Source organism: Bartonella sp. AP7XZML (genome assembly GCF_042195745.1).
GTDB lineage: Bacteria > Pseudomonadota > Alphaproteobacteria > Rhizobiales > Rhizobiaceae > Bartonella.
This window is the reverse complement of record NZ_JBHIOT010000051.1, coordinates 1-22,017: the sequence shown is the minus strand read 5'-3', so window position 1 is coordinate 22,017 and position 22,017 is coordinate 1. Positions and strand designations below refer to the sequence as shown.

The window sequence follows — 22,017 nt, the reverse complement described above, 5'->3', positions numbered from 1 at the left end:
ATTCAAAAGTTTTTTAAGGTTAGTTTGACATATTCATTTTATTGAAATGAAATAATAGAGATTGAGCTTTCTTTTAAACACATTTTATTTGTTGTACTTATATTCGGTTGTAATGTCTATATGGGTTATTTTTTGAAAAATTGACAATACCTAACATATGTAAAAATAAGCTTTTTCTCTAAAATACCAACGTGCAAAATTCAAAGTCTCATTAAAATCATAAGAAGTATTTATTCAGTGAGTTGAAAAAATTGATACAATCTATGTCATAGGTTTATCATTTATATTTTAAAAATTATAATCGACTGAAATGTAGTTTTGTTATTTTTGAATAAGATTTTTTATAGGGTGCAGAATGAAGTGATAAAATCGATATAAGTTACAAAATTTAATTAAAAGAGATTTAAATAATGTGTATATGTATTGAATTTTCTCATGGATTAAGCTTTTTTTATTTAAGATATGGATGATATTAAAAAATATGGATGCAACCAATAGTGTTGATGAATTTTTTAACAAAATAAGTATATAGATATCTTAAAATAGCTGGATGAGGTGATTTTAAATGGTAGAATTAAAGGCACATACGGCTCTTTTAAGCTATCGAATGATTGGTTTTTGCTTATGTCTTGTTATTCCTTTTTATTTGTTCTTTCGTGCTATTCGAGGAAAAGAAGAGTGGTGTCGCAAAAAAGAGCGTTTAGGTAAAAGTTCTCATATACGCCCCCAAGGTTCGTTAGTTTGGTTGCATGCAGCAAGTGTTGGAGAAACACTTGCACTTGTTCCACTTATAAATTATATTTTATCATTGAAAATCAATGTATTAATGACAACTGGGACGGTGACATCTTCTACTCTTGTGAAAAAATATTTTGGTAATAGGTTGATTCATCAATATGCTCCTTTGGATTTAGATTTTGCAGTGCGCCGTTTTATTCGTCATTGGAAGCCTGATCTCGTCTTAATTTGTGAATCAGAAATTTGGCCTCTTCGTATTAAAGAACTTGCAAAAATGCGTATTCCGCAGATTTTGGTTAATGCCCATATGTCTGAACGTTCTTTTAAAGCTTGGCAAAAACGACGTGTTCTTGCCAAACATATTTTTAAGGATATTGATTTGGCGATTGGTCAAAATGAAAGAGATGTAGCTTATTACCATACACTTGGCGTAAAATCTGTTACGTTTTCTGGTAATCTCAAGGCTGATGTTTTTCTGGTTGAAAATCAAGAATTGCTTGCACGTTATCGTAATGCTATCGGCAATCGCCCGGTTTGGGCAGCTGTTTCAACGCATGAAGGGGAAGAGGAGATTGCTTTTGAGGTCCATAAAATTGTTAAAAATTATTTGCCAGATTTATTAACAATTATTGTGCCTCGTCATCCTGAACGTTCAGAAGATCTTATCAGAAAATGCGATAATAAGGGGTTAAGTTTTATTCGTAGGAGTAGAGATACTGTTCCAAACATGAATACCGATATTTTATGGGGAGATACCATTGGAGAAATGGGACTTTTTCTTCGCTTATCGAAAGTTTCTTTCGTTGGTAAATCGTTATGTGGAAATGGTGGACACAATCCATTGGAATTGGCTTTGCTTGGTTCCGCTATTTTGACAGGGCCCCATGTTTCAAATTTTCAAGAGATGTTCAAACAATTTCTAACGCATGATGCAGCATATATGGTTCAAGATACAAAACAGCTTGCTATTCAGGTGTATAAGCTTTTAACAAATGAAACATTGCGGCAAGAAATGGTTGATAAGGCTCATGAAGTGGCGACAGGTATGGCAGGTGCATTTGAGCGCACATTAAAGATTTTAGATCCATTTTTACAACCCCTTGTAATACAAACAGGTTTACGTCAGCGTCAGGGTAGATATGCATATTAGCGCCCCTCGTTTTTGGTGGAAAAATAAAAGCTTTTTGCGTTTTGTGTTAGCTCCAGTTTCATGGGGGTATGGTTATTTTTCAAGTCGTTTTATGACAAGACAGCCTCCCGTGATTGATCTGCCAGTTTTGTGTATTGGAAATTTTACATGTGGTGGTGCGGGTAAAACGCCGGTTGTTATTGCTTTTACAAAAGTGGCTAAAGAACTTGGTTTCGTACCTGGTATTATATCTCGTGGTTATGGTGGATCAGTTAAAGGGGTACATCTTGTAAATGAAAAATATGATACTCCATATAGTGTTGGAGATGAGGCACTTTTACTTGCACGGCATGCTTTTGTAGCTGTATCACCTAATCGTTATGCAGCGGCACAACGGCTTAAACAAGAGGGATGTAATCTTATTTTAATGGATGACGGATTTCAAAGTCGCCGTCTTTATATGGATTATGCGTTACTCGTTGTTGATGCGATGCGCGGTTTTGGTAATGGAGCTGTCTTTCCAGCAGGACCTTTGCGCGTACCATTAAAAACGCAGTTTTCTTTTATGGATAGTGTTTTATTGATTGGTCACTCCGATGCGCCTGATAATGTCGCTTTTCTTGTTTCGCGTACTGGAAAGCCTTTATATCGTGCTCATCTTAAAGCCAGTGCCTCTGATGAGGTTTCAGGAAAATCATTTTTGGCATTTGCTGGTATTGGCAATCCAGATAAATTTTTTAAATCTATTAAAGAATTATCTGGTCATGTGGTGCAAACTTACATATATCCAGACCACTATTTTTTCACAGATAAAAATTTAAAAAGCCTTATACAAAAGGCTAAAATGCACAATTTATGGCTCGCAACAACAGCTAAAGATTATATCCGTATACAGACAATTCACATGCAAAAAGATTTGAAAAATCTTATTATCTTTGATGTGAATGTCGATTTTGTTAAAAAAGACTTCTGCCGTATGGTCCTTGAAGAGGTCATGACCCGCTTTAGAAAACGTTCCCTTGAATTTTCTTGTCTAAAAGGCAAAGGCTAAATTTATAGCTTTCGAGCGGTTATTTTTCTTTTGTTTTTAACAATTGCTTGAGATATGGGTTGCACTCAAGTTCGCGCTGATAGGAGATTTCACAACTAGCATATGCTTCTTGGCGGTGATGATTCCAATATTTTAAATCATCTATAGGGATTTTTTGCCCGCTAACAGCACAAATGGTATAGGTACCATATTCTATAATGTCATATCCATTATTAGAATAATGAATTTTTGCTTCGCGTTCACCATTGGGAAACATTATAATTCCTTTTTACTTGATACAAGAGATTCAAGAAAAGTGCCATAAAATATATTATAAAGTCGAGAGTTAATTTTAAAATATTTTTCTTGTAAAAATGATGAAGGGCTTATTTTCTGCCAAAAAGCCGTTCTATATCTGCCAGTTTGAGTTCAATATAAGTAGGGCGTCCATGATTACATGTACTTGTATTAGGTATTGCCTCCATTTGTCGTAATAGTGTGTTCATTTCTTCGGGGCGTAAAAGGCGCCCTGACCGTATTGAGCCGTGACAGGCCATCGTTGCTGCAACATAATCAAGCATTGCTTTTAAATTATTTGTTGTATCATACTCAGCAGCCTCATCTGCGAGATCTTTAATAAGGGCTTGGACATTGATCTCTCCTAACATGGAAGGTGTTTCACGCACAACAATTGCTCCTGGTCCAAATGGTTCTATTCCTAATCCAAATTTTTGCAAAGCATCTTTATGCGTTAAAAGGCATGTTGCATCTTCTTCAGAGAGTTCTACAATTTCAGGAATAAGTAATAACTGTGAAGGAAGTGGTTTGGAATAAAGTGCATTTTTGAGTGCTTCATAAACCAATCGTTCGTGAGCTGCATGCTGATCGACAATGATCAAACTATCTTGTGTTTGGGCGATAATATAGTTTTTATGGATTTGTGCTCTGGCCGCTCCTAATGGATAAGATAACTCTTTTGATGAAGATGTCGTGCTTGGAATGTATGCATCCCCACTTGGTGTATTTAAGCCCTCCATAATAGGAGCGGCATCTTCTTTTAAATCAAAAGAGTGAGTACTATCCAATGGTTTTTGGACCATTGAAGCACTGGTAAAATGATGAGGTTGTGAACTGTAAGAAGAGAACTGGTGCGTGTTCTTAAAACTGCCTAATGGTTGTTGTGCCAATGATTGTTGTGTTTGAAATGCAGCAAGCATTGCTTCAGAACGGGTTGAAGTAGGACGAATACCAGATTGCTGCAATGCTTCACGAATAGCTCCAACAATCAAACCACGAATTAATCCTGGATCACGGAATCGTACATCAGCTTTGGCTGGGTGAACATTAACATCTACCTCAGCAGGTGGGAGGTCAATAAAAAGAATAGCGACAGGATAACGATCTCGTGTCATAACATCAGCATAAGCGCCTCGGATAGCGCCCCATAGAAATTTATCACGCACGGGACGTCCATTAACATAAGCAAATTGATGAAGGCTGTTATTTCGGTTGAAAGATGGCAAACAGGCAAAACCTGTTAAGCGCACCGCTTCGCGTTCAGCATTCAGCGCAATGCTATTAGGGGCGAATTCTTTTCCCATAATCTGCGTAATACGTTGTAATTGTCCTTGAATATTATTTTCTGTAGCAGACAATTCCATAGATGTTCTGTCTAGTCCTGAAAGAGAAAAGCGGATATGTGGAAATGCGATAGCAATTCGCTTAATCATATCGCTAATAGCATTTGTTTCAGCCCGATCAGTTTTCATAAATTTTAATCGTGCTGGCGTGACAAAGAAAAGATCACGAACTTCAACAATTGTTCCAAGATTCGCAGCAGCTGGTTTGGGTCCTACAATTTTTCCTGCAGTAACGGAAATTTCAGCAGCGCTCTCAGCATCTTTTGTTCGTGAAATGAGTTTAAGTTTAGCAACAGAACCAATAGAGGGGAGGGCTTCTCCTCTAAATCCAAGGAAGCAGATATTGTGTACGTCATCGGTAATCTTTGAGGTACAATGGCGAGAAACTGCTAAAGTTAATTGATCTGCAGGAATTCCATAACCATTATCACTCACCTTTATAAAATTTTTTCCACCATTTGCTGTAATAATTTCAATGCGTGTTGCACCAGCATCAATAGCGTTTTCAACAAGTTCTTTGACAACATTTGCTGGTCGTTCAATAACTTCACCGGCGGCGATTTGATTAATAATATTTTCGCTAAGATGGCGTATAATCATAATAAATTCTAACAGGAATTTTAAGGGTTCTATAGAAAATTATGATAACATCATTTGCGAGACATTCAAGAATAAGAGAACATGAGAGGTATTATTTTTACAATACCTCCTATTTTATTTTATGTTAACAAGTCGGTTGGAAAAAACATAAAAATAGTTTTTATCACTTTAAAATAGCTTGCACCAGTTTATCATCTAGGTCAAAAAAGAAACAATGTAAAAAGGGAAGGCAATATATATGGCGCGTATAAGCGGTATTTTAGCGGATAGTGATATACAAGCTTTGATCGAGAATAACTTTCTCAAGGCTCAGTATCCATTTGATAGATCTCAAATACAACCAGCAAGTCTTGATCTTCGTTTAGGGGAGAAAGCTTATCGTATACGTGCTTCTTTTATGCCGGGACCTGATACAAAAGTTTTGGATAAGCTTGAACGGTTAAAGTTGCATGAGTTTGATTTACGAGGTGGAGCCGTTTTGGAAACGGGGTGTGTTTATATTGTTCCTCTTTTAGAAAGTTTAGCTTTACCAGAATTCTTATCTGCTGTTGCCAATCCCAAAAGTTCTACAGGACGATTAGATATTTTTACACGTGTCATTACGGATAATGCTCAGGAGTTTGATAAAATTTGTGCTGGTTATCATGGTCCACTTTATTTGGAAATTAGTCCACGCACATTTCCAATTTTGGTGCATACAGGCTCACATTTATCACAGCTTCGGTTTAGAAAAGGCCAAAGTTATTTAAATGAAATAGAGTTGCATACTTTGCAAAGGCAAGAAACACTGATATCGGATGATTTTCCTAATATTAGTGTTGGTGGTATTGGTCTTTCCATTAATTTAAAGGGAGACGAAAACGGGCTTATAGGTTATCGTGGTAAACATCATACAAGTGTTATTGATATTGATAAACGTGCCGTTGCCCACGTTTTAGATTTTTGGGAACCTCTTTTTGATCGTGGTCAAAGGGAGTTGGTTCTTGATCCTGATGAATTTTACATTTTAGTTTCACGAGAGTCTGTTCATGTGCCTCCGCTTTATGCCGCAGAAATGACACCTTTTGATCCTTTAGTTGGCGAGTTTAGGGTGCATTATGCAGGCTTTTTTGATCCAGGATTTGGGCATAAGGAGGCGGGTGGAAAAGGAGCAAGAGCGGTTTTAGAAGTGCGGAGCCATGAAGTTCCTTTTATCTTAGAGCATGGTCAAATTATTGGCCGTTTGGTCTATGAGCATATGCTTAATCGACCATCAACCCTTTATGGACATGATGTTGGATCACATTATCAAGCACAGGGTTTAAAGTTGTCCAAGCATTTTAAATGAGTTGGGAACCACGAATTTTGATAACATGTATGCAGAAAGCGTATTTTAGATAAAAGAAAATTTTGTGCTTCGCAAAACTGGCGTCATGCATTCTATTTTTAATTTCCAAGGTTATCTCATCTCTTGCATTTGAGAGGGTATGAGAGGCATTTTTACTTCTTTTTTCAAGAGGTTCTATCTATACGAACTCCATTTATGATGTGCAAAAGAATAGTTTTGATTATTTCATCATGACAAAATTTACAATGAAAGAATTTTACTATATTTAATATGTTATTCATATTTATTATAATAAATCAATGGGTTAATAAAATTCAATATAACAGTAGCTACTCACTTTTCAAAGTAAATATGCGAGATTGGATGCTGCAATTGACTCAATTTTTCTAGAGTGTAATAACCAGTATATTTTATTCCGTATAAAAATTATCCTTAAGAGTTAATAAATAAGTTTTCACTCCAGTTTAGTAACAATTTTTTTAAACATTGTTCTAATTTTAGTAACTCATTTATAGCCTCAAGATATAATATTTCTAGAAAATTATTCAATTAAATATGAAGAGATTCTATTAGTATGAACATTAAAAGTTTTTTTATGCTTTATGTGAATTTAGACACTGTATATTTTTATAAACTTTCATGAATAAGTAACAGATCTCAGTTTTGAATATTGATATAAGAAGATTTCTGCATGTATGCGACAGCTTTATTTCCAGTATTAATAAAGGATTTTTTCATCTTTTGGGGGAGATTATGATTTATACTTAATGACACTCTATATTCTTAATAACTGATAATGTAAGGATCTTTGGAGGGAGAAGCGACTTTAAATTATAACTAATTAAGCTACGGAGCAATCGCTTTCGAAGAGGGATTACTTTAAAGAGAGTATAACATTTTAATTGCACATGAAGAATATATGAGTAGATACGTTATTAATGATACTTCATACTGTGAGATTTTAAATTTGGATAAGAGCAATAAAGATGTTGTTTTTATCAATTAGTTTTTTTAGAAAGTTGCAGTCTCTGTTGCTTCTATCTATTCAATAGAGTGCTTTGGGAGAATAGCGAATAGGTAGGTACATGGATTCGCTTTTATGCGTTTTAGGATGTTTTCTCTTTTCATTTAGAAACAATGGTGCCATCAATGATTATTTCTTCAACACTTGATTATCGTAAGGCAGCAAAGCGTCGTCTTCCTCCCTTTCTTTTTCACTATATTGATGGTGGGGCTTATGCTGAAGAAACGATGCGACGTAATTGTACAGATCTTCAAGCACTTGCATTGCGTCAAAGGATTCTAAGGCAAGTTGGTGAAGTTGATCTTTCAATCAAGCTTTTTGATCAGACACTTGATTTACCGATTGTACTTGCACCTGTTGGGCTAACGGGCATGTATGCACGTCGTGGAGAGGTAAAAGCAGCGCGTGCCGCAGCGGCAAAAGGGATTCCTTTTACTCTATCCTCTGTTTCAGTTTGTCCCATTGCAGAAGTACAAGAGGCAGTTGGAGGTGCATTTTGGTTTCAACTTTATGTTCTCAAAGATCGCGGTTTCATGCGTGATGCACTAGAACGGGCTTGGTTGGCTGGTGTACGCACGTTGGTTTTTACAGTTGATATGCCAGTTCCTGGTGCACGTTATCGTGATGCGCATTCGGGAATGTCTGGTCCTTATGCTGGTTTACGTCGTTTTTTACAAGCTTTGACTCATCCATATTGGGCTTGGAACGTTGGTGTTATGGGGCGCCCTCATGATCTTGGAAATGTCTCCACTTATCTCAAAAAGAAAATTGCATTGGATGATTACGTTGGTTGGCTTGGTGCAAATTTTGATCCATCAATTGGTTGGCATGATCTACAATGGATTCGCGATTTTTGGAAAGGAACAATGATTTTGAAAGGTATTCTTGATCCAGAAGATGCACGAGAAGCAGTAAAATTTGGTGCGGATGGTATTGTTGTTTCTAATCACGGCGGACGTCAGCTTGATGGTGTATTATCAACAACACGAGCATTGCCTGCAATTGCGGATGCTGTAAAGGATTATTTGACTATTTTAGTGGACTCAGGTGTTCGTTCTGGTCTTGATGTTGTACGCATGATAGCACAAGGTGCGGATGCTGTTATGATTGGCCGTGCTTTTGTTTATGCGCTTGCAGCAGCAGGTAAGAAAGGTGTTATGCATCTCCTTGATCTTTTTGCCAATGAAATGCGGGTAGCTATGACACTGACTGGTACTCAGACAATCAAAGATATTACACGCAAGAGTTTAGTAAATATAGATGTTTTTAAGCAATGAAAGCAATATGTTATACTTCTTTCAGAAAAAGAAAGTCTTTTTATAGAGGAGCATAATTATATATTTTAAAAAATATGTTGACAGTTAAAGTTAAATAGAAAAGATCAATAAGCTCCTCTATAAAATCACAGAAAATACTCAGTAACTACAATAATATTAAGTATTAATAATAATAAACACGAAAAAAAACAATAATAACATTGCATACATATTTTATTTACTTTATTAAAAGCTCATTCTACGGATAAAAAGGAACAAGCGCTGATATTAAAGGTAAAACAACTGTTGATATAGAAAAAATAGCTATAAATAATGCTGTGAGCATTTTTCCCTCCTGTATATAAAAAACATTAAAATATAATATGTTAATTACTTCTTTTCCATATTGGCATAAAACGTAAATTTATAAAATCCATTTAGTTTTATTTTAATATAGAATAATATTAATTATAGTATATAAATAAAATTATTAAAAATGTCAATATGTATTTATTTTAATCTATAATTATAATAAAAAATGTATCTAATAAATAATATTTCTATAACCTATATATTATTTATATTAAGTTCATTGGATAATATATTATATGGATATGATATTGTTTTTATGGAATACATTTTTAAGCAATGAAAAAATATCCGTACTATCTTTAAAAAAGCTCGTTTACTGAGAGCAAAACTGCGTGAATTAATGTGCTTTTCTTTCTTATTTTCTTGTATTCTCAATGATTTATGATGTTTTTGAACTGACGAGCATATTAGGAAGCAGTTGAATATTTTTTGTATAGTATGTCATTTCTAACACTATTTATGCGTTCTCGATTGATTTTATAACTTGTTAAAATATCCAGTTCGTTTTTATTGCAGATGGGGATGGTGGGGGGGCCTAATGATACAAATTGGCATAGAATGTTTTGTTCCATAAGCGATTTAACAATTGCATCTCCAAGCTTCTCCTTTGATACTATGCTCTTCACAGACAATAACAGATTGGTGAGATTGACATAACTCTAGCACTGATCTATTATCTCAAAGTTGAATTGTTGGCACACTTGTAAGCGTTGGGATAACTTCATGTTTTTTGAAGCTCTTCAGCAACATCAAGACAAATCTGAACAGTTTCTTCAGTAGCAAGTAAGAGAACATCTTTTCCTTTTTTAAATAGAAGTTTTGCTGATATCAATTTTTGAAGCATTTTTATGAATATTTATAACAGCACGCTTTCCTAAACCTATATAAATGGGTACAAGATTACTTAGAGTAGAAAGAATTACAATTTCCATTTGATCCAATTACTTCTCATAAGTAATTGGATAATATTTACTTTATCGCTGAATAAAAAAGAAAAGTTTTTCTCTCTTTAAATAGAGGATGGATTGTCATCTAGCCAATAGGGATAGTTTGCGAGAAATTTGTTCGATGCAAAACGACTTAACATTGCAGTTACTTTTATCATTTGAAGCTGTGAAAAGAAGGCTAAGATAGATGAAAGAATGTAAAAAATGATGGATACATTTTAAGATAAAAAATTATAATTTTGTTAATTCTACACCAGTTGCTGCCGATATTGGTGGCAAAAGAAATTTGATCAAAAAATATCAAAATTATTTGAGAACATTCCTCATGGCATGTAGCATTAAACCTTTTTGTTGGTATGGGTGAGATTTTCTTTGAGCAGAAATTGATTCTATCTCCTGAAATCAGCAATAATCTCTCAGGTTATGTCGTAAACTTTTTAGGGATGTTACAACGCCACTATCGTTCTTTTATGAAAATGTTAGCATTTCAGATGAGCAGTTGTGAGGAATTTCAACGTTTAATACAGCAAGATCCAGAAACTCTCACGGATTTAGAACGGGCTTCAAGATTTTTATATTTACAGCGATTAAGTTTTAGAGGGAATGTAAATCGTACGATGAGAATAGAAAACCATCGTAGCGCGCGGGGGGCTTAAGCCCTTCCAATTTGAATGCGTGCTAAAACTTATTTCCACTGTTTAGCAGGTGTTAGCATTGAACATTTAGACTGGTCTGATTTTATTGTGTGTTATGATCGCCTAAAAATCTTGTTTTATCTTTCACCACTTTAATTGTGGTTTTGAGGGTTATTAAAGAAAAGATTTTTATAAGTGGAAGGATTATCAGCCGATGTCTAAGCTGCTTGTATAAATTAAAGGGGAGTTTTTTGTCTTTAAACAATATGCTAGAAATTCAAAAAACTTTAGTTAACTTCATAAAAGAGGTTACACCATCTTATACAGACTGCTCTGCAAATAACACAATTTCTGGTAAGGAATGGGGTATCACCAATTTTGATTTCTAGAAAAGAAACAATACGTATTAAATAGTCTTTAACTTGCATACTTTTTGAGAATCCTTTCAGAATCTTTTGAAAAAAGTGAACTGATAGAAGATATTTCTATCAAAATATAAAAACTTTTCTAACAAGTTAGGAATAAATCTAAAAATATATATTAAATATAAAAACAGTGCGATATGCAGGATGTCTGGGCTTTAGAAATAAGAATCAAAGCGTATAAAGATGCATAGAAGTGAGATTGAGACATATCATTTTTATGATTCAATAAAAAATAAAAATTAAAGAAAAAATTCTATATCAAAAATTTAAGGTGGTTTAAAAGGTGGACGAGCAATGCATGGAAGGATGAGTGAGAAGGTGAATTAGGGGAGAGTGATTTATAGATTATCAGTATCTTTATAAAAGTATCTTCTCAAGATAAATATTGGGATGAAATAAGATTGTGGTTGAATGTTCGAAAAGATAATACGCGCTCTTAACTTTTCCGTTATACACATCACAATAAACGCCGTGAAAGACACGGTCCTATTACAAACTTTCTCTAAAAGCAGTACATGAGTTTGCAAGATATTACAGTAATATTTTAAAAGAAGGATTTTATTTCAGGAAAAAATTATCTTAAAATAGTAAAGCAATATTTTTCAAGAAATTGCTAGGCGACTTTTGAAAGTAAAAAAGCTAAGTTAAAAAATAAAAGCAAAAATGGTTGTTGGTTTTCTCGACTGGAGTTGCATGTCATTTCCCACATAGGGAATTTACCTATAGAAAAATTAACAGCCAAGATCATTCACAATGTTTTCCCGCCACTTTAGCATGAAAAAGCAGATACAGTGCGAAAGTATTTGCCTTATCGTCAACATCATTATTATAATTAGGAAGTTGAAGCAACGTCATTTACAAATCACATAAAAGCCTTACCATATATTCATTATATAGCTCCGTAGATTTCTTTTCTTCAAGCATGCCAGCCCCTAGATGTTATTTTTGTTGAAAACAGAGCCTTTGTGTATGATTAGTTCTTTGAACGACGATAGTAGTGCAATCCATAAAATCTTTTCTCATCTTCTTTTGATAGGATAACAAAGATGCCCTTAGAATACATCAATAGACTCAATCATTTTACACAAACATAATCTGTTGAATCCTTTAGTTTCAATTCAGACACCTCAGTCACTCTAATTAAATCTAATTGACCACCAGAGTGTTTTAATCCTTTAAGTGCTTTTACTTTTAATCTGAATGTATCCACCTCTTTCAAATCTTTTCATTGATTGATGTTTCAGAGGAATTATATTTTTATCACTTTATTTTCCGTTTATCTCTCCAACCACATAAACGTTCACCTTGTTCGTTATGTTTTAAAATATCTCTCGCCAAATTTGGACTAATGACATTGATATCTTGTCGATTCAAATAAATTGGCAGCCATCCAATACAAGAAGTTCGTTCATTCGTCGCGCAGCCAGCTAGAAAGCTTAGTGCGCACATCAGCATCACTTTTCTTATTAATTTCATTTTCTACCTCAAGCCGTGTTGTCGCTATCTTGAAATCTTCTTTTGTTTGCTTTTGCTTCTCAACTTTTTTCCCAAGAAAAAAGGCTTTGACTAAAGCTATAAGAAAAGCTGCTATGAGCGCTGACGTCATTGTCAGATATTTTTTTATCCATAAAATCATAGGCGGTGTTCCTGAAAACGTTTAGCAATGTATATCATAGCTGTACAAGCAGCTAAAACCATAATGCCTGCTAGAACCCATTGAACAGGACCATTTCCTGCAAAAAGACCTCCAAGCCCTGAAAAAGAACCTATGATTGGTGCAAGAGCTTCTACTTTGCAAATACCTGTTACGCCTTCTGGTTCTACTACATGATAATTGGGGGCAACATGAGCTCCTTTTGCCCACAATCCTGCTTCGGTTGCTCGGCGATTGACAAGACCTTGGATACGTTTTCCTCCCACTCTTGTCCATTTTTGCAATTCGGTTGGTATCGCTTCATATTCACCTTTATTAAGCTTTTTTAAAAGTGTAGAACTGCGAAATGCTGTGATTCCTACATTATAGCAAAATGATACTAATGCCGCGAATTGTTCATCGTTTAAAGGAACGGTAACGGCTTTTTCAACAACAGCTTCATACTCCCTCAAGTCCTGACAAAGGATTTTTTCAGCTTCTTTTTCCGTAATTTGCATATCTTTGTGAACGCTTGGGGCACCAGAAGCACTTGTATGTCCATAACCAATTGTCCAGACACCACCAGAATCTTCATAAGCTGATAAACGCAAGCCTTCCAATTGCTTAATCAATACAAGCCCTTCTTTTGATATTTTTCGCATTATTTTTACCTATAAAAAACTACACAAAGCAGGATATGAATTAAAAACTTACATCTACTCATTTTTAAGAACAGAACAGCGAAAGGGCATAATAAATTCAAAACACCCATAGTGGATTATTTTAAGATCCATATCATTTTTTGAATAAAGATTATGCTAAATACTATTCATTTTGCAGCAATTGATCTCCATCTAAAGACAATAACTTTATGATAATTCCATTTATAATCAGATAGATTTCACTCATAAATTCTTACAGTTGATCTAGAATGATTTAGAAGAACTTTACTTGAAAAAACTTCAATAATTCCAATAACAAAAAGCACTTTTAACAAAAAATAAGAGACATAATAATTAATGAAATAATTAGGTGTTGATTTTTAAGTAATTTCAAAAGTCATAAATTGCACCACAGAATTTTTTTATAAAAACAAAAAAACATTATAATTTAACATTATATATCTAAAAATTATCTTAGAATCAATAATACATATACATAACGTGTTATACATATTTAATAAAAAAATCTATAGTTAATTTAATTATTCTTTGTTTTTTCCCCTAATTGCTTAATTTCATTAAAAAATACCTTTATGAAGGATTTTAAATAAACTGTTACATAAAAAACATAATGGATATTTCTCCTCTCTTACAGTCTGTTTCCAACTGAAACAATATATTAGTGGAGCATATTCAATATATAGACCAATGATATTTGATAGTTTTTTTAAGAATATTGTACTGTAATAAATTTGAACAAGTAGTTCGGTTTCATATATTTTCTTTTTCATATGAAGCATTTGGTAGGGCGTTCGGATTCAATGGTATCATCTTTGTCTGGTGTTGTATTGGCTACGTTTCCAGCAGCATCTTAAACAAATCAATCAAGCTATTGAAATCTTTTTAGAGGCAATAGCACAAGAGATACAAAAGATTTTGACAAAAAGCTGCTTGACAATATAGGAAGTTCTCTCCTCCTAGCATCCCAGCCCCTTCACATAACATAAAAAATAAAAAGGCAATGAGATGATATTTGATGATGGCAATAGATATGTAACAATACGTGAGTGTGCACAGCTTTTTAGTATATCCAGAACAACGATTCGCAATTGGGTGCTTCAGAGGGGGGCCGGAGCCATATAAGCTAGGGAGAGCAGTGAGGTGGAGAAAGAAAGAGATTTTAGCATTTACTCCAGAGAAAAATACGGAGCAAATAACAACAGATTAGATAAAATTGTATAAACCCTAGAAGGTGGTCTTCAAACAGATAATTAAAAAATCTATATATTTCAATATGTTTAAGAAATAAAACGGTGCCGCATGCCGGTAAGCAGGGGCTTAGCAACAAGATTCAAAGTATATAAAGATGTGTAAGGGCGTATTGATGTCTATAGCTTTTTATGATTCAATAAAAAAAGTAAGTATTAAAGGAAAAATCTCAAATCAGAAATTAAAGGTGGACGAGAGGGGACGTTAAGTGAGGGCGATTCATCGGTTATCAGCATTACTTGTAAAGTCCTCTCCACAAGGAAAATATTGTGATGGGGCAGGGCTATGGTTGAATGTTCGAAAAGACAATACACGCTCTTGGTTTTTTCGCTATACGCACCACAATAAGCGCCGTGAAATGGGACTTGGTCCTGTTACAAAACTCTCTTTAAAAGAAGCGCGTGAGCTTGCAAGATATTATAGTGATATTCTTAAAGAAGGCAATGATCCTATTGTCTTTCGAGAACAGACTATTTTAAAACAGCAAAGCAATATCTTCCAAGAAATTGCAAAAGCGGCTTTTGAAAGCAAAAAAGCAGAGTTGAAAAATGAAGGTAAAAACGGCCGCTGGTTTTCTCCACTAGAGTTGCACGTTATTCCACACATAGGCAAATTACCTATAGAAAAATTAACAGCCAATATCATCCGCAATGTTCTCGCACCCCTTTGGCATGAAAAAGCAGACACAGCGCGAAAAGCGCTTAACCGTATCAATATTTGCTTGAAATATGCTGCGGCTCTTGGTTTAGATGTTGATCTACAGGCTTGTATGAAGGCACGCGCGCTTTTAGGAAAACCACGTACGACATCAACAAATATTCCTGCTATGCCATGGCAAGAGGTTCCGGCATTTTATCAAAGCTTGGATGATAAGATCCTTTCAAATTTAGCACTGAAGTTACTCATTTTGACGGGAGCACGGTCATATCCATTGCGCTATTTGCGCCTTGAACAAATTGATAAAAAGATATGGACTATACCAAAAGAAAACATGAAAGGTATTGTAGGGAAAGTTTCAGATTTTCGCGTGCCACTAAGTGATGAAGCTTTGAGAGTTATTGAAAAAACTCTCCCCTTTGAAAAGAATGGTTTTCTCTTTTCTGGTCTTAGAGGCAACCCCATTTCTGATGCCACCATGGCAAAGTATATGACAGTTTGTGGTTTGACTTATCGTCCCCATGGTTTTCGTTCAAGCTTACGGGACTGGATAGCAGAGACAACGTCAACACCATTTGAGATTGCCGAAACTGTTCTTGCACATACAGTTGGGAGTTCAGTGACGAAAGCCTACATGCGAACGGATTTTTTAGAGCAACGGCGTGTTCTTTTAGAGCTGTGGGCTAGCTTTATATCGGGAGTGGTTTGACAAAATATTCTAAGGCCATTAGAGCATAAATATAATTATTGTTATTCTACCTTAATGGCAACCCTAAAGCTTTAAAGAAACGTTGATGTCTTTTCTCAGTATCAGCTATGAGCTTACTAAACGAAATAACCTCTATATAGGACTCATAACTCTTATGATATCCAAAATATCCCATATGATCACCTGATTCTGTTAAATCCCAAAGTTTGCAGCACTCTTTTATTTTTGGAGTTAGATCACAGACGACATAACAGTAACCGGGAACTTTTCCATCCAAATTTATTGGACGCCCTTTTGGGGTAAGTACTTTGCCTGCAAGAATTTTTTCTAGATAAGTAATGACCTGCAAAATAGGATCTGTTTCGGTACCAGCTTTCGCGTCATCTCTCATGGGACGCTTAATTTCTACTATAGTAAGAGATGCCAAAGTAGGAGATTCTAAACCCTCTTTGCTATCTGATACTAATAAAGGCTTCCAATAAATAGAATTATTACATAATTCTAAACTACATATATCAGGTCTTTCCTTTTCCATAGAGCCGGTAATAGACATTTTTTTTAATGATAAATCAGAAGCTAAATAATCATGAAATACTAATTTTTCGTCTATCAACCACAAGTTACAATTATCCATAGCTACAGAATTAGAATCACACTTCATGGGTACTATGAGTTGATGAATAACGTCTTCTTTAATATATTCTTTACCACCGTCATAAAGAGAATTTAAAGATTCCTTCAAAAGTTCTATGATAGTTTTTCTATGGAATAAGTAATTTGCCAAATCGGACTTTTTAAGATCACATACAGCATTTACATATTTATTAATTCTTGCTGCATAACTATCTGTATTTTCTCCTTGTTGAACTTCTAAAACATTATAACCTTCTTCTAAAATTTCATTTTCTACTCTAGCAAGACATTCATGCAAATGTAGTTCCAATTTTTTATCATTTATTTTAGGTGAAATCATATAGTCATTGTCTGTTAAATAGTTTAGGAGTGGACGATAGCGTGGTACTTTATGTGTGAACTTTTCAACTATCTCCTTACTGTTTTGAATGTTTTGCTTCAATTCTACAGCTAAATATTTTTGAATGCTTTCATAAATGGCTTGTCGTATTATCGGAAATGATATTTTTTTTTCTTTTAAATAAATCTTCTTGTTTATCTTCAACATTTTTTTCAATATCAAAGCCTATTCTTTCAGAACGTACTCTTTCATCTAAAAAAAGAGAGCTTACATAACAAGAGTAGATAAATTCACCTATATCATCTTGCAGTTTTGATTGCATACCCGGAATTTTCTCAGATAACTTTTCTTTTGTAATAGCTCTATTGCCTGCACAAAAACATAAAGCCTGATTTTCTAAAGGTAAGGATCTAAATTTAATATGCATAATAGAAAAATTATAATTTTCTATTTTTATTTTTTCATTTAAAACGGCTCCATGCATGCATTGTTCATATAGATCATTTAATAATATCTTTTCTGTGTCATCTTCAATAGTTATGAAAGGGCAACCACCAGTTCTTGCAAAATACCAGAGACAATGTTCTAAGAGTGCTTTTGCGATAGATTGTAGTTTTTTAGGAATATGATTTTTATATTTTTGGTTTAGACCTGTTAACTCAACAATAGTTTCTCTCTTCGTACAATTATCTTGAAATTCATCTAATTCTTTTATACCTGCAGCAGCATCAAATAAAAATGTGCGCCCTTTTAATCCTCTATCTGTTTCATAAATACTCCTGATTTTTATATTATCAAAAGCTTTAAGCCATAAAAGTCGTCCTATACCATGGCAACCTTTATCTCTTTTATAATCTGAGTCTAAAGTTTTAAATGATTGAAAATTATGATCATTAAAGCCTGTACCATTGTCGATCACTTTAAAACCTACAATTTCTGTCTCGTTTAGTTTTTCTGTATCTTTGTCAAGTGGTAGTGAAGCTTGCTTCGATCTTATGACTGAAACTATAATGTAGCGTGAGGAAAAATCATTTCCTATTTCTTCAATGGAATGAATAGAATTTACAACTGCTTCAAAAAGAGGCAGTAGAGCATGATTTTCTGGTAAAGATGTATTTCTTACGCGGCCACTTAAATTTGTTCTCATTATCCACTCTAATCTATAAAAGACAATCAATTGTGTCGTTTTACAAAGATTTGACTTCCTCTTAATCCTTAAAGGATTAAAATTTCGAAGCTGTTCATATCAAATACAGTTTATTAGAAGCTTTAAATTCATGAAACAATTAATTCAAAGATTAATTCTTTGAAATCCACTGCTTCAAATGGGCGAAGACATTCTCTATCACCTCCATGAGACGAGCAAAATTAAGAAACCATTTTCTAAAGAATTTCGCGCGTCTCAGAGTATGTTTAGAGTCGGATATTTGGTTTTTGTGTAAAAATACTTACAAACGCATCCATAATACGTGAAAAATCAAGCGCTAATAAGAGTATAATGAGTACAATCCATTTCGTATAACGCGACATCACTTTTACACTTTTGTAGGTCATGATGATTTCTTGAAGGATTTCTTTTTCTGCTTCTGTAAGCTCTGTATCGTCTTGTGTTTTTTTTCTAGCCATGTTTCCACCCACACACACGTTCACCTAGATCATTGTGCTTTAAGATTTCTCTTGCTAAGTTTGAACTGATGGCGTTCAGATCTTGCTTATCTAAATAAATTGGCAACCAGCCAACACAAGAAGAAGCATATTTATTTGTCGCGCAACCAGTTAGAGAGAGCAGAACGCACATCAGCATCACTTTTTTGATTAATTTCATTTTCTACCTCAAGACGGGTTGTGGCTGCTTTTAAAGCTTTTTCTGTTTGCTTTTGTTGCTCTGCTTTTTTCCCAAGATTAAAAGCTCTTGCTAAAATCATAAAAAAAGCGGCTAAAGCCGCGCCTGTTGGCATCAGATTTCTTTTCATCCATAAGATCATAGACGATGCTCCTGAAAGCGTTTAGCAACAAAGAAAATACCAGCACATGCGGCTAAAATCATGATGGTTGCCAAAGCCCATTGGATTGGTCCATTTCCTGCTAATAAGCCTCCAAGCCCAGAAAAAGAGCCAATAATCGGTGCAAGTGCTTCTGCTTTGAAAACACCCGTTGGTGCTTGCGTTTCTACTGTTTGATAATTGGAGGAAACATAAGCTCCTTTTGCCCATAAGCCTGTTTCTGCTGCACGCCGGTGTGCTAGACCTTCAAGACGCTTCCCGCCTGCTTTGGTCCATTTCTGTAGCTCGGCAGGGACAGCTTCATATTCACCTTGATTGAGCTTTTTTAACAGTGTCGAGTTACAAAAGGCTCCTGTTCCTACATTATAGCAAAAGGACACTAACGCCGCGAATTGTTCATCTGTTAATGAAACTGTAACAGCGCGTTCAACGACATTTTCAAATTGTCTTAAGTCTTGGCAAAGAAGTTCTTCTGCTTGCTTTTCCGTGATGGTCATGCCTTCGTAAATAAAAGGTTTTCCAGCACTGTTTGTATGTCCATAACCTATTGTCCACACCCCAATGGCATCTTTATAGGCGTTTAAACGCAAACCTTCCCATTGTTTAATCAGTGCTAGCCCTTCTGGTGATATTGTTCTCATGTATTGCTCCTATAAAAAAGCCCCACAAAAGGTGGGGCAGATTGATAGATTAAAATTGTAATTATTGCGTTTTATTAAAAGTAGTGTTTTATGTAACTTTTTTCTATGTTATACGTTACATGAAACATAATGGAGATTTTGTTATGGCTACGATGCACGTCAATGAACGCGTTCAAAAACATCGCAACGCACAAAGAAAAGCAGGTTTGCGTTTAATGCAAATTTGGGTACCAGATACTCGCCAACCGAACTTTTCAGAAGAGTGCCGACGCCAATGTCGCTTAGTCGCAAAAATGGATAAAACAGATACATCTATGCAGTTGTTGATGGATCAATCTTTAATGGATGTTGATGGCTGGACAGAATAATGCGTGGATCTCTCGTCACAATAGCTATGCAAGGCGATTTTGGTAAACCAAGACCTGCGTTAATCATTCAAGCTAATCAATTCAGTGAACATACAAGTGTAACGGTTTTACCCATTACTAGCACACTTGTTGATGCGCCATTACTCCGTATTACGATTCAGCCAAACGCTAAAAATGGTTTGCAAAAGCCTTCGCAAGTAATGATTGATAAGATTATGACGGTAAGATGTGATAAAATGAGTTCCATTTTTGGTTCTCTTCAAGCAAAGGAAATGCTGGAGATTGAACGTTGTTTGGCTGTATTTTTAGGAATAGTAAAATAAAAATTGGATTTCTTCTCTCTTGACAAACATTCGTTTATAAACGAATATACATTATGTTTGAAATACGTCACTACCTTACTTCTGATGGCAAAGACTTGATAGCCGATTGGCTGCGAAAGCTTCGTGATGTGCAAGCTAAAACCGCTATTATTCGCCGTCTTAATCGTTTAGAACAAGGAAACTTTGGCGATTTCAAGCCGCTTCGTGAGGGTGTTCATGAATTGCGTATTAATGTTGGTCCTGGCTACCGAGTTTATTATGTCCAATCTGGAAAGACCGTATTGTTGCTATTATGCGGTGGCAGCAAAAAAACACAAGAGACTGATATCACTCGTGCATGTGCTTGCTGGCGTGATTGGCAAAACCGTGAAGATTAAAGGAGTGTAAAAATGAAAGACCGTAACCATGATGATGCAATGGCAGAAATATTCCATGATGACCCTGAGTTGGCAGCAGCGACCCTTGATGCAATCCTAGCAGATGGTGACCAGGGGGAACTGCTTGTAACACTTCGTCAAATGGCAAAAGCCTATGGTGGTGTTCAAGCTGTAGCTAAAGCAGCCAAACTGAATCCTACACAACTTTATCGTACACTTTCAGAAAAAGGCAATCCAGAGTTCCGTAGCTTGAATGCTTTACTACGTACCATGGGGCTTCGCTTAGCTGTACAACCTCTTGAACGACCCGTTCCACACGTTTGATCTGTATTAACCACCTCTCCATTTTTGAGAACGGGGAGGGGACTTCTGTTTTTGAACTTAAGCAACCTTTTTAATAGGGCTCTCGAAATTTGGTTCATAAGCGCGCAACAAAGAATCCATGCTATGTGGCGGTTCGGAAGCTCCAAAATCTGTCAAAATTGCCAAGATTTTTGTAATATTGGGTAGTTCATCTTGAAGTTTTAAAATCAAAACCTTTTCTATTAATTCCATAACTTCAACTATGGCATTACAATTTTCATCTCCAATGCTTCGATGATTGGAAAACTGAGACAGCGCCATCCACAAATCGCATAAGAAGTCGACACTGATGTTCATTGTACACCTCCATGGATTTGTTCTCTCAAACATGTCAATCCTCTGGAGGTAATTTTTGTTGAAGGGAGTACCTTTTCTGTACCATCTGGTCTTTGAATGGTGATAGCAGGGCAGTCCATGAATCCTTTCTTGATCTTATCCTGATAAGGTAACAGAGGTGCCCCTGGAGCCCGTCGATAGACCCAATCATGTTTACGCAAGTAATCCGTTAAATCCTTTGGTCGCACTTCCAACATCTTTGCTGCTTCAATAAGACCGAACAAACCATCAGAACGTTTTAAGCCTTCTAAAGCCTTTGCTTTTGGAGTTAGTTCTGCAATCACATGATCTTTCTGTTCGATTTGGCTTTGTAAGTGATTCAAGACACCCAGTAAGGCTTGGGGAGTTGAGTAATCGATTTGTGGTGTTGCTACTTTTTTCAAAAGCTGTTCACATTTGATAAAGTATTGACGTGCTTCATGTCCTTTATCATTACGCTCTATCATGGAAAGGTGTTTAGCCATGTCTAATGTAATGTGGTATTCTTTTACCTTTCCAACGCTTACTAAATTTTTAGTAAGCGTTATAAAGTTTATATTTTCCTGAAATTTACATTCTTTAATGCGATTTTTAATCCAAT

Annotated in this window: 22 protein-coding genes and 1 pseudogene; 11 read left to right on the top strand and 12 right to left on the bottom strand. The window is 35.2% G+C overall.

Going from position 1 to position 22,017, the window contains the following annotated elements; genetic code table 11:
• Positions 1-565: 565 nt before the first annotated feature.
• Positions 566-1,888 (top strand): lipid IV(A) 3-deoxy-D-manno-octulosonic acid transferase, encoded by a 1,323-nt coding sequence (gene waaA / locus ACFILT_RS03750; protein WP_375678659.1) that lies wholly within the window; start codon positions 566-568, stop codon positions 1,886-1,888.
• On the top strand, positions 1,878-2,918 hold the full coding sequence (gene lpxK, locus ACFILT_RS03745) for a tetraacyldisaccharide 4'-kinase (RefSeq protein WP_375678660.1): 1,041 nt from the start codon (positions 1,878-1,880) through the stop codon (positions 2,916-2,918). The genes waaA and lpxK overlap by 11 nt, the downstream gene beginning before the upstream one ends.
• 19 nt (positions 2,919-2,937) lie before the next feature.
• Here the strand turns inward: lpxK and ACFILT_RS03740 are convergent, their stop codons facing one another.
• Together ACFILT_RS03740 and mutL are read right to left on the bottom strand one after the other, a co-directional pair.
• On the bottom strand, positions 2,938-3,174 hold the full coding sequence (locus ACFILT_RS03740; RefSeq protein WP_375608064.1) for a DUF2093 domain-containing protein: 237 nt from the start codon (positions 3,172-3,174) through the stop codon (positions 2,938-2,940).
• A 109-nt stretch (positions 3,175-3,283) separates the two neighbouring features.
• On the bottom strand, positions 3,284-5,137 hold the full coding sequence (mutL, locus tag ACFILT_RS03735; protein ID WP_375678661.1) for a DNA mismatch repair endonuclease MutL: 1,854 nt from the start codon (positions 5,135-5,137) through the stop codon (positions 3,284-3,286).
• Positions 5,138-5,375: 238 nt separating this feature from the next.
• Between mutL and ACFILT_RS03730 the strand changes: the two genes are divergently transcribed.
• Both ACFILT_RS03730 and lldD read left to right on the top strand, forming a co-directional pair.
• Positions 5,376-6,464 carry a 2'-deoxycytidine 5'-triphosphate deaminase gene (locus ACFILT_RS03730; RefSeq protein WP_375678662.1) on the top strand — a complete coding sequence of 363 codons (1,089 nt, stop codon included), beginning with the start codon at positions 5,376-5,378 and terminating at the stop codon, positions 6,462-6,464.
• A 1,149-nt stretch (positions 6,465-7,613) separates the two neighbouring features.
• A complete protein-coding gene (gene lldD / locus ACFILT_RS03725) occupies positions 7,614-8,765 on the top strand; it encodes an FMN-dependent L-lactate dehydrogenase LldD (RefSeq protein ID WP_375678663.1) in 1,152 nt (383 codons plus the stop codon).
• A 1,072-nt stretch (positions 8,766-9,837) separates the two neighbouring features.
• Here lldD and ACFILT_RS03720 read toward each other — a convergent pair.
• Positions 9,838-9,960 (bottom strand): hypothetical protein, encoded by a 123-nt coding sequence (locus ACFILT_RS03720; RefSeq protein ID WP_375640703.1) that lies wholly within the window; start codon positions 9,958-9,960, stop codon positions 9,838-9,840.
• 486 nt (positions 9,961-10,446) lie between these two features.
• Here ACFILT_RS03720 and ACFILT_RS03715 point away from each other — a divergent pair, with 486 nt between their 5' ends.
• Positions 10,447-10,719 carry a hypothetical protein gene (locus ACFILT_RS03715; protein WP_375679606.1) on the top strand — a complete coding sequence of 91 codons (273 nt, stop codon included), beginning with the start codon at positions 10,447-10,449 and terminating at the stop codon, positions 10,717-10,719.
• Between the two features lie 1,812 nt (positions 10,720-12,531).
• Here ACFILT_RS03715 and ACFILT_RS03710 read toward each other — a convergent pair.
• On the bottom strand, positions 12,532-12,759 hold the full coding sequence (locus ACFILT_RS03710; RefSeq protein WP_375618608.1) for a hypothetical protein: 228 nt from the start codon (positions 12,757-12,759) through the stop codon (positions 12,532-12,534).
• A complete protein-coding gene (locus ACFILT_RS03705) occupies positions 12,756-13,418 on the bottom strand; it encodes a lysozyme (RefSeq protein WP_375678665.1) in 663 nt (220 codons plus the stop codon). The genes ACFILT_RS03710 and ACFILT_RS03705 overlap by 4 nt, the downstream gene beginning before the upstream one ends.
• 1,026 nt (positions 13,419-14,444) lie before the next feature.
• Between ACFILT_RS03705 and ACFILT_RS03700 the strand changes: the two are divergent.
• Positions 14,445-14,646: pseudogene (locus tag ACFILT_RS03700) on the top strand (helix-turn-helix transcriptional regulator).
• A gap of 249 nt (positions 14,647-14,895) precedes the next feature.
• Positions 14,896-16,053 (top strand): tyrosine-type recombinase/integrase, encoded by a 1,158-nt coding sequence (locus ACFILT_RS03695; protein ID WP_375679605.1) that lies wholly within the window; start codon positions 14,896-14,898, stop codon positions 16,051-16,053.
• 46 nt (positions 16,054-16,099) lie between these two features.
• Here the strand turns inward: ACFILT_RS03695 and ACFILT_RS03690 are convergent, their stop codons facing one another.
• From ACFILT_RS03690 to ACFILT_RS03670, 5 genes are all read right to left on the bottom strand, one after another.
• Positions 16,100-17,242, bottom strand: a complete 1,143-nt coding sequence (locus ACFILT_RS03690) for a hypothetical protein (RefSeq protein WP_375679604.1) — start codon at positions 17,240-17,242, stop codon at positions 16,100-16,102.
• On the bottom strand, positions 17,157-18,173 hold the full coding sequence (locus ACFILT_RS03685) for a hypothetical protein (protein ID WP_375679603.1): 1,017 nt from the start codon (positions 18,171-18,173) through the stop codon (positions 17,157-17,159). Before ACFILT_RS03685 ends, ACFILT_RS03690 begins: the two co-directional genes overlap by 86 nt.
• Positions 18,174-18,439: 266 nt before the next feature.
• Positions 18,440-18,652, bottom strand: a complete 213-nt coding sequence (locus ACFILT_RS03680; RefSeq protein WP_375620805.1) for a hypothetical protein — start codon at positions 18,650-18,652, stop codon at positions 18,440-18,442.
• Positions 18,653-18,783: 131 nt separating this feature from the next.
• Positions 18,784-19,011: a hypothetical protein gene (locus tag ACFILT_RS03675; protein WP_375679602.1), complete on the bottom strand. Its 228-nt coding sequence runs from the start codon at positions 19,009-19,011 to the stop codon at positions 18,784-18,786.
• Entirely contained in the window at positions 19,008-19,670 is a 663-nt protein-coding gene (locus ACFILT_RS03670; RefSeq protein WP_375679601.1) for a lysozyme, read from the bottom strand. Before ACFILT_RS03670 ends, ACFILT_RS03675 begins: the two co-directional genes overlap by 4 nt.
• Before the next feature lie 143 nt (positions 19,671-19,813).
• Here ACFILT_RS03670 and ACFILT_RS03665 point away from each other — a divergent pair, with 143 nt between their 5' ends.
• From ACFILT_RS03665 to ACFILT_RS03650, 4 genes are read left to right on the top strand one after another with little or no spacing between them, the layout of a single operon-like run.
• Complete coding sequence (locus ACFILT_RS03665; RefSeq protein ID WP_375679600.1) at positions 19,814-20,038, top strand: antitoxin MazE family protein; 225 nt, start codon at positions 19,814-19,816, stop codon at positions 20,036-20,038.
• On the top strand, positions 20,038-20,361 hold the full coding sequence (locus ACFILT_RS03660) for a type II toxin-antitoxin system PemK/MazF family toxin (RefSeq protein ID WP_375618893.1): 324 nt from the start codon (positions 20,038-20,040) through the stop codon (positions 20,359-20,361). The genes ACFILT_RS03665 and ACFILT_RS03660 overlap by 1 nt, the downstream gene beginning before the upstream one ends.
• 53 nt (positions 20,362-20,414) lie before the next feature.
• Positions 20,415-20,738 carry a type II toxin-antitoxin system RelE/ParE family toxin gene (locus tag ACFILT_RS03655; RefSeq protein WP_375618890.1) on the top strand — a complete coding sequence of 108 codons (324 nt, stop codon included), beginning with the start codon at positions 20,415-20,417 and terminating at the stop codon, positions 20,736-20,738.
• Between the two features lie 12 nt (positions 20,739-20,750).
• A complete protein-coding gene (locus ACFILT_RS03650; RefSeq protein ID WP_375618889.1) occupies positions 20,751-21,062 on the top strand; it encodes a DNA-binding protein in 312 nt (103 codons plus the stop codon).
• A 57-nt stretch (positions 21,063-21,119) separates the two neighbouring features.
• Here ACFILT_RS03650 and ACFILT_RS03645 read toward each other — a convergent pair whose 3' ends face one another.
• Both ACFILT_RS03645 and ACFILT_RS03640 read right to left on the bottom strand, forming a co-directional pair.
• Positions 21,120-21,398 (bottom strand): hypothetical protein, encoded by a 279-nt coding sequence (locus tag ACFILT_RS03645; RefSeq protein WP_375679598.1) that lies wholly within the window; start codon positions 21,396-21,398, stop codon positions 21,120-21,122.
• A partial coding sequence (locus ACFILT_RS03640) for a phage antirepressor KilAC domain-containing protein (protein ID WP_375679597.1) occupies positions 21,395-22,017 on the bottom strand: 623 nt, incomplete at its 5' end. The genes ACFILT_RS03645 and ACFILT_RS03640, both read right to left, overlap by 4 nt.